General features: G+C 67.4%; 4 protein-coding genes. 1 reads left to right on the plus strand and 3 read right to left on the minus strand.

Annotated features, from left to right (window positions below):
* Positions 1-168: 168 nt before the first annotated feature.
* Positions 169-825 (minus strand): DUF4304 domain-containing protein, encoded by a 657-nt coding sequence (locus tag VFH59_RS18465; RefSeq protein ID WP_414655837.1) that lies wholly within the window; start codon positions 823-825, stop codon positions 169-171.
* A gap of 591 nt (positions 826-1,416) precedes the next feature.
* On the opposite strand from VFH59_RS18465, the gene VFH59_RS00615 reads away from it, so the two are divergent.
* The gene (locus VFH59_RS00615) at positions 1,417-2,391 is read left to right on the plus strand and encodes an integron integrase (protein ID WP_325162946.1); all 975 of its coding nucleotides are present in this window, start codon (positions 1,417-1,419) and stop codon (positions 2,389-2,391) included.
* Positions 2,392-2,476: 85 nt separating this feature from the next.
* On the opposite strand, the gene mfd is transcribed toward VFH59_RS00615, so the two are convergent.
* Together mfd and VFH59_RS00625 are read right to left on the minus strand one after the other, a co-directional pair.
* Positions 2,477-5,926: a transcription-repair coupling factor gene (gene mfd, locus VFH59_RS00620; protein WP_325162947.1), complete on the minus strand. Its 3,450-nt coding sequence runs from the start codon at positions 5,924-5,926 to the stop codon at positions 2,477-2,479.
* Between the two features lie 223 nt (positions 5,927-6,149).
* A partial coding sequence (locus tag VFH59_RS00625) for a GNAT family N-acetyltransferase (RefSeq protein WP_325162948.1) occupies positions 6,150-6,727 on the minus strand: 578 nt, incomplete at its 5' end.

Consider the following 6,727-nt stretch of genomic DNA (forward strand, 5'->3'; position numbering starts at 1 on the left):
TGGACGCCAGGGAGCTGACTGAGGCGTACGGCAGTGGCCTTGAATTGCTCGCTGTAGCGAGTGGTCGTTCTCGGACCTGGCTTGGGCATGGGGCACTCCTGAAAGTTAGATCAGGGTGTCCACTAAACCGAGGGAACTATCGCGTCGGCTTGAATGAACTGTTAGCCGTCATACCGCGCCGAGCCCCATGCGCATAGCAAGTTCGCGCACGTAGGTAGGATGATTGCGGTTGTTGCGGCTCTCTAAGGTCTGCGCGGCCATAAGTTCACGAGCGGAATCTACTTGGCCGCGCCTAGCCAGAATGATGGCGCACACTATTCTTGGCACAGCGCAGTACTCCAAGTTCTCCCCGTGTCCGTCCAACTCACGAAGTACAAGGTCTCTGGTGCCAAAGCGGTCTAAGAAAAGGAGGCCATATGACATTAGCAGCGGCTGGATATCGGCTACGGCGTCAGCCGGACTGCGAGCGTGCCACCACAAGTCTTGCGTGGCACCGCTAGTAGGGCCAAGGCGGCTGCGGATTGAGCAGTAGTACTCTTGGACCCACGATTTAGCTGCGCCGCCACCGTGTAGCTCTGAAACCTCCGGGATGTACACACCGAGATTTACAGTGAACAGCCCATGCATGTTTTCACGGCGTCCAGGGATGTACGTCGTACCGGGCGGGTCCGAAGGACCCATTTGCAGGTTTATGACTTGAGTGAGGCCATCTTCAGTCACGCGATTGAATGTCCGGCCACGAACCTTGAAGCCATGTTCCTTCAAAGAAGGACGCAAAGCTCGCTGGATCTCATCAACCGCTTTTACAAACTCAGATGCGGGCATGGTTGCTGTTGACGGCTAACGCTGGAATTGAGCGGCGGCGAAGCCGTCCGCCTCGAATGAACTGTTAGACCTCGCCAAGCTCGGGCTTGCCGGTACCCGACCATACGATAGTTGGGATGGGACCATTGACCAAATGTTGCGACCGAAGATGCTGAAAGACTGCCGCAGGATGCCAGCCTGGACCTGCTGCAACAAACGGGATGGCCAATGATTGCAGCCGGGTGAGAAGCACTGCCAACTCATCTTGCCCCGAGTAAGGCAGTCGCGCCTCCTCCCGCCCTTGAGCTATGACCACCTCAGGAAAAAACCTGTCAACGAGATCCGATGACGGATTGGCAACTGAAACGTGTTGCGGAAGTATGGCGTTCACGAAAGGCTGCATGTGAGGTCTAACGCTTAGTAGACCCCGAATCGGGGCATATGCACCGATCGTCGCCCGTGGGCTGTGTGCGGTCAAGTCGGAAGAATCCTACGAAAGATCAAGCGCCTGGCCGTTGTTGGCGGCCCCCGCGTCGGCTCAGCATGTCCGGTGCATATCTGCACATTTGGGGTGCTATGACTTATTCCGGCGGAAGCGGGGAAATAAACCGTATGGTTGGCACGGGGCGGCCGCCCCGCTTGCTGGATGAGGTGCGGCGGGTGTTGCGGGTCAAGCACTACAGCCTGCGGACGGAACAGGCCTACGTGGGGTGGATACGGCGGTTCATCCTGGCCAACGGCAAGCGGCATCCGCGGGATATGGGGGCCGCCGAAGTGGAGGCGTTCCTGTCCGGTCTGGCGGTGCAGGGGCGGGTGTCGCCCAACACGCAGAACCAGGCGCTTTCCGCCTTGCTGTTCCTGTATCGCGACGTGCTGGCGGTGGAGTTGCCCTGGCTGGATGGAGTGGTGCGGGCGAAGCGCCCTCAGCGGGTTCCGACGGTGCTCTCGCGGGAGGAGGTCGTGCGGGTGCTGGCGCAAATGGATGGGCGCCCGTGGCTGCTGGCGAGCCTGCTGTATGGCACCGGGATGCGGCTGATGGAGGCCCTGCGCCTGCGGGTGAAGGACGTCGACTTCGACCGGGGCGAGATCACGGTGCGCGACGGCAAGGGGGCCAAGGACCGGCACACGATGTTGCCCCGTACGCTGGTCGAGCCGATGCGCCGTGAGATCGCGCGTGCAGGGCAGATGCATGCATACGATCTGGCGGAGGGCTTCGGCGCGGTCTGGTTGCCTCATGCGCTGGCGCGCAAGTATCCGGGGGCGGCGCGTGAGCCCGGCTGGCAGTACGTGTTTCCCTCGCCGAAGCGCTCGCGCGATCCGCGGGACGGGACCGAGCGGCGGCACCATTTCGATGACGCCGTCCTCAGTCGGTCATTGAAGCGAGCCTGTCGAGCGGCGGCCGTGCTCAAGCCGGTCAGTGCGCATACCTTGCGGCATTCGTTCGCGACACATCTGCTGGAGGCCGGGCAGGACATCCGTACCGTGCAGGAACTGCTCGGGCACAAGGATGTGGCGACGACCCAGATCTATACGCATGTGCTCAATCGGGGCGGGCTGGCGGTGGTGAGTCCGCTGGATCGGGGGTAGTCGGCAGGCCTCCCGGCGAGCCCCGGCCCCTCGCCCCAACCCTCTCCCGGCGGGAGAGGGAGCAGGTCGCGCACGGTGACGTGCATCAGGCGGGGCGGCGGGCGCCCAGCTGGACGAGGAGTTCCTGGGCGGCGCGGATGCGTTCGGCGGCGCCGGGGAGCTCGAGGGCAATCTTCAGCTTGTCCTGGCCGTCGAGCTTGTAGATGCGCGGCTGGCTCTGGATCAGGCGGATGATGGCCATCGGCTCGATCTCGGGCTTGTCGCGGAAGGTAAGGCGACCGCCGTTGGCGCCCAGGTCGAGCTTGCGGATGCCGAGCGGCGTCGCCATCAGCTTGAGGCTGGACAGGGCGAACAGGGTCCTGGTCGGCTCCGGCAGCAAGCCGAAGCGGTCGATCATCTCCACCTGCAGGTCGCGCAGGCTGTCCTCGTTCTTCGCACTGGCAATGCGCTTGTAGAGGGTCAGGCGGGTGTGCACGTCGGGCAGGTAGTCGTCCGGGATCAGCGCGGGCAGGTGCAGTTCGACCTCGGTCTCGTGTTCGGAGGAGAGGTCGAAGTCGGGCACCTTGCCGGACCTGAGCGCACGCACCGCGCGGTCGAGGAGTTCGGTGTAGAGGCCGAAGCCGATTTCCTGGATCTGCCCCGACTGCTCCTCGCCCAGCAGTTCGCCGGCGCCGCGGATCTCCAGGTCGTGGGTGGCCAGGGTGAAGCCCGCGCCCAGTTCTTCCAGCGAGGCGAGTGCTTCGAGACGTTTTTCCGCGTCGGCGGTGATCGCCTTGCGGTCGGGCACGATCAGGTACGCGTAGGCGCGGTGGTGCGAGCGGCCGACGCGGCCGCGCAACTGGTGCAACTGGGCCAGGCCGAAGCGGTCGGCGCGGTCGATGATGATGGTGTTGGCCGTGGGAATATCGATCCCCGTCTCGATGATCGTGGTGCACACCAGCACGTTGAAGCGCTGGCGGTGGAAGTCGGCCATCACGCGTTCGAGCTCGCGCTCGGGCATCTGGCCGTGGGCGATGCCGATGCGCGCCTCGGGAATCAGCTCCTCGAGCTCGCGCGCGGTCCGCTCGATCGAATCGACCTCGTTGTGCAGGAAGTACACCTGGCCGCCACGCGAGAGCTCGCGCTGGAACGCCTCGCGGATGGTCGCCGGATCCCAGGTGCTGATGAACGTGCGCACGGCCATGCGGTGCGCCGGTGGCGTGGTGATCAGCGAGAGGTCGCGCAGGCCGGCCATCGCCATGTTGAGGGTGCGCGGGATCGGCGTTGCGGTCATGGTCAGCAGGTCGACCTCGGCGCGCAGCTTCTTCAGCTGTTCCTTCTGGCGCACGCCGAAGCGTTGCTCCTCGTCGACGATGACCAGGCCGAGGTTCCTGAACTTGATGTCCGGCTGCAGCAGCTTGTGGGTGCCGACGATGACGTCGATCTGCCCGTCGGCCAGGCGCTTGAGTGCGTCGTTGACTTCCCTGGTCGACTTGAAGCGCGAGAGCACGTCGACCTTCACCGGCCAGTCGGCGAAGCGGTCGGCGAAGTTGCGGTAGTGCTGCTGGGCGAGCAGGGTGGTGGGCACCAGCACCGCCACCTGCTTGCCGGCGGTGGCCGCGGCGAAGGCGGCGCGCAGCGCGACCTCGGTCTTGCCGAAGCCGACGTCGCCGCAGATCACCCGGTCCATCGCGCGCGGTGCGGCCAGATCGCCGAGCACGGCATCGATCGCCTGCTCCTGGTCGGGCGTTTCCTCGAACGGGAAGCTGCTGCCGAAGTCCTCGACCATGCCGCGGTCGATGCTGATCGACTCGCCGCCGCGCGCTTCACGCTGGGCGTAGATGGCGAGGAGCTCCGCGGCGACGTCGCGGACTTTCTCGGCGGCCTTCCTGCGGGCGCGCTCCCACGCATCGCCGCCGAGCGAGTGCAGCGGTGCCAGCTCGGGCGCGGTACCGGAGTAGCGGCTGACCAGGCCCAGCTGCGCGACCGGCACGTAGAGCTTGTCGCCCTTGGCGTACTCGATGACCAGGAACTCGCCTTCCATGCCGCCGAGTTCCATCGACACCAGGCCCTGGTAGCGGCCCACGCCGTGGTCGACGTGCACGATCGGCGCGCCGACCGAGAGCTCGGTGAGGTCGCGGATGATCGCGTCCGGATCGCGGGCGGCGCCGCGGCGGCGCTTACGGTCGGTGCGCACGCGCTCGCCGTAGAGCTCGCGCTCGGTGAGCACGGTGATCGTCGGCTGCTTGAGGGCGAAGCCCTGTTCCAGCGGGGCGACGCTGATCGCCAGCCGCGTGGCCGCGGCCTGCAGGAAGCCGTTCCAGCCGTCCACAGCGTCAGGCCTGAGTCCGGCCCCGGCGAGCGTCTCGGCGAGCGCCTCGCGGCGGCCGGCCGAATCGGCGGCGATCAGCACGCGGCCGGGGTAGCTTTCGAGGAAGTGCCGCAGCGAGGTGCCGGGTTCCTCGCCCTTGCGGTTGAGCGGTACCTCGGGTGCGGGCAGGGTGCCGGTGTCGACGGCGTACTCGTGGCCCGAAGGCACCACTTCCACGCGCAGGCGCTTGTTGAGCTGCTCGCGCAGTTGTTCGGGCGAGAGGTAGAGCTCGGCCGGCGGCAGCACCGGGCGCTCGATGTCGTGCGCGCGCTGGTCGTAGCGCGCAGCCGTGTTCGCCCAGAACTGGTCGGAGGCCTCGCCGGCGCCTTCGCCCAGCACGAACAGCGCGCCTTCCCCGAGGTAGTCGAACAGCGTGGCGGGTTGCCTGAAGAACAGCGGCAGGTAGTACTCGATGCCGCCGGGCGTCACGCCCTCCTTCATGTCCTGGTAGAGCGGGCAGCGGCGGATGTCGATCGGGAAACGCTCGCGCAGGGCGGTGCGGAATTCCCTGGCCGCCTCTTCGGTGAGCGGGAACTCGCGGGCGGGCAGCAGCTCGACCTTGTCCACCGGCTGCTGCGAGCGCTGGGTCTCCGGGTCGAAACTGCGGATCGAGTCGACCTCGTCGTCGAACAGTTCGATGCGGTAGGGCTCGGCGGTGCCCATCGGGAAGATGTCGATCAGCGCGCCGCGCACGGCGTAGTCGCCGGGCTCGGCCACCTGCGGCACGTGGCGGTAGCCGGCCGCTTCCAGGCGCCGCTGCTCGGCTGCCAGGTCCAGCTTCTGGCCCTTGGCCACGACCAGCCCGGCGCCGGTGATGTGCGAGCGCGGCGCGATGCGCTGCATCAGCGTGGCCACCGGCACCACCAGCACGCCGCGGGTGATGCCCGGCAGGCGGTAGAGCGTGGCGATGCGCTGGGAGACGATCTCCGGGTGCGGGCTGAAGACGTCGTAGGGCAGCGTTTCCCAGTCGGGGAAGTGCAGCACCGGCAGGTCGCCGGCGAACAGGCGCAGCTCGTCCTCCAGCGCCGAGGCGCGCTGGGTGTCGCGGGTGACCGCCACCAGCAGGCCGGCGTGGTCGCGTGCGGCTTCGGCGATCAGCAGGGCGCGCGAGGACCCGTGGGGCGGGGTCCAGTAGCGGCGCTGCTTGGGCGTGGTGGGCAGGGGCGGGTGGGGGATCGGGGGCATGGAGTCGCGCTTTGTCGCGCAGCACAAGGGCGCTGCGGGGAAAGCGGAGAAGTTTAGCGCGGTGGGTGGTGTGCGCTCCGGAAAGCGCTCATCCGCCGCTGTGCATCCTCCACCCGCCGGCCGGGAAGGCCCTGTCCGCAGGCGCGCCCAACCCGGCCGCCTTCGCCGGTTTGCCGGGAAGGGGGCCGCATGGGCTCACTGCTCACTGGGAAAGCGCGTCGGCTCAGAGGCGCAGGGTGATCTGCGCGACGCCCGGCTCGTCCGGCACCATGCGCGAGGTGAAGCCCAGTTCGCTGCACAGGCGCAGCATCGGGCGGTTCTCCACCAGCACGTAGCCCCAGATCTCGGCCAGTCCGCGTTCGCGGCAGGTGGCGACCAGGCGGCGCATCAGTTCGGCACCCAGGCCCAGGCGCGTCCAGTCGCGCTCGACCAGCACCGAGAACTCGGCGGTGTCGGTGGCGGTGTCGATGAACACGCGGCCCACGCCGCGCAGCTCGGCTGGCGACACGCTGTCGTCGATCAGCACGAACGCCGCCTCGGTCTCCGGGTCGATGTGGCACAGCCGCTGCGCCATCGGCTCGGGGAGCTCGGTCAACGTGTGCATGAAGCGGCGGCGGATGTCCTCCGCCGGCAGGCGGGTGAAGCAGCGGCGCAGGGCGGCCACGTCGCCAGGCTCGATCGGACGCAGGTGCAGCACGCGGCCGTCGCGCGCGGCGACCGGCTCGCCGGTGGCCGGCAGGGCTTCGGTGCGGGCGAAGCGTCGGTGGCTGGGCGGGGGCAGCGGCGTGCTGCGGGTAGGGC

This window comes from Frateuria sp., assembly GCF_035695185.1.
Taxonomy (GTDB): Bacteria; Pseudomonadota; Gammaproteobacteria; order Xanthomonadales; family Rhodanobacteraceae; genus Frateuria_A.

Bases quoted from the DNA above. Each gene is read 5' to 3' on its own strand.
- VFH59_RS18465 (WP_414655837.1), bottom strand. From the start codon at position 825: ATGCCCGCATCTGAGTTTGTAAAAGCGGTTGATGAGATCCAGCGAGCT.
- VFH59_RS00615 (WP_325162946.1), top strand. From the start codon at position 1,417: ATGGTTGGCACGGGGCGGCCGCCCCGCTTGCTGGATGAGGTGCGGCGG.
- mfd (WP_325162947.1), bottom strand. From the start codon at position 5,926: ATGCCCCCGATCCCCCACCCGCCCCTGCCCACCACGCCCAAGCAGCGC.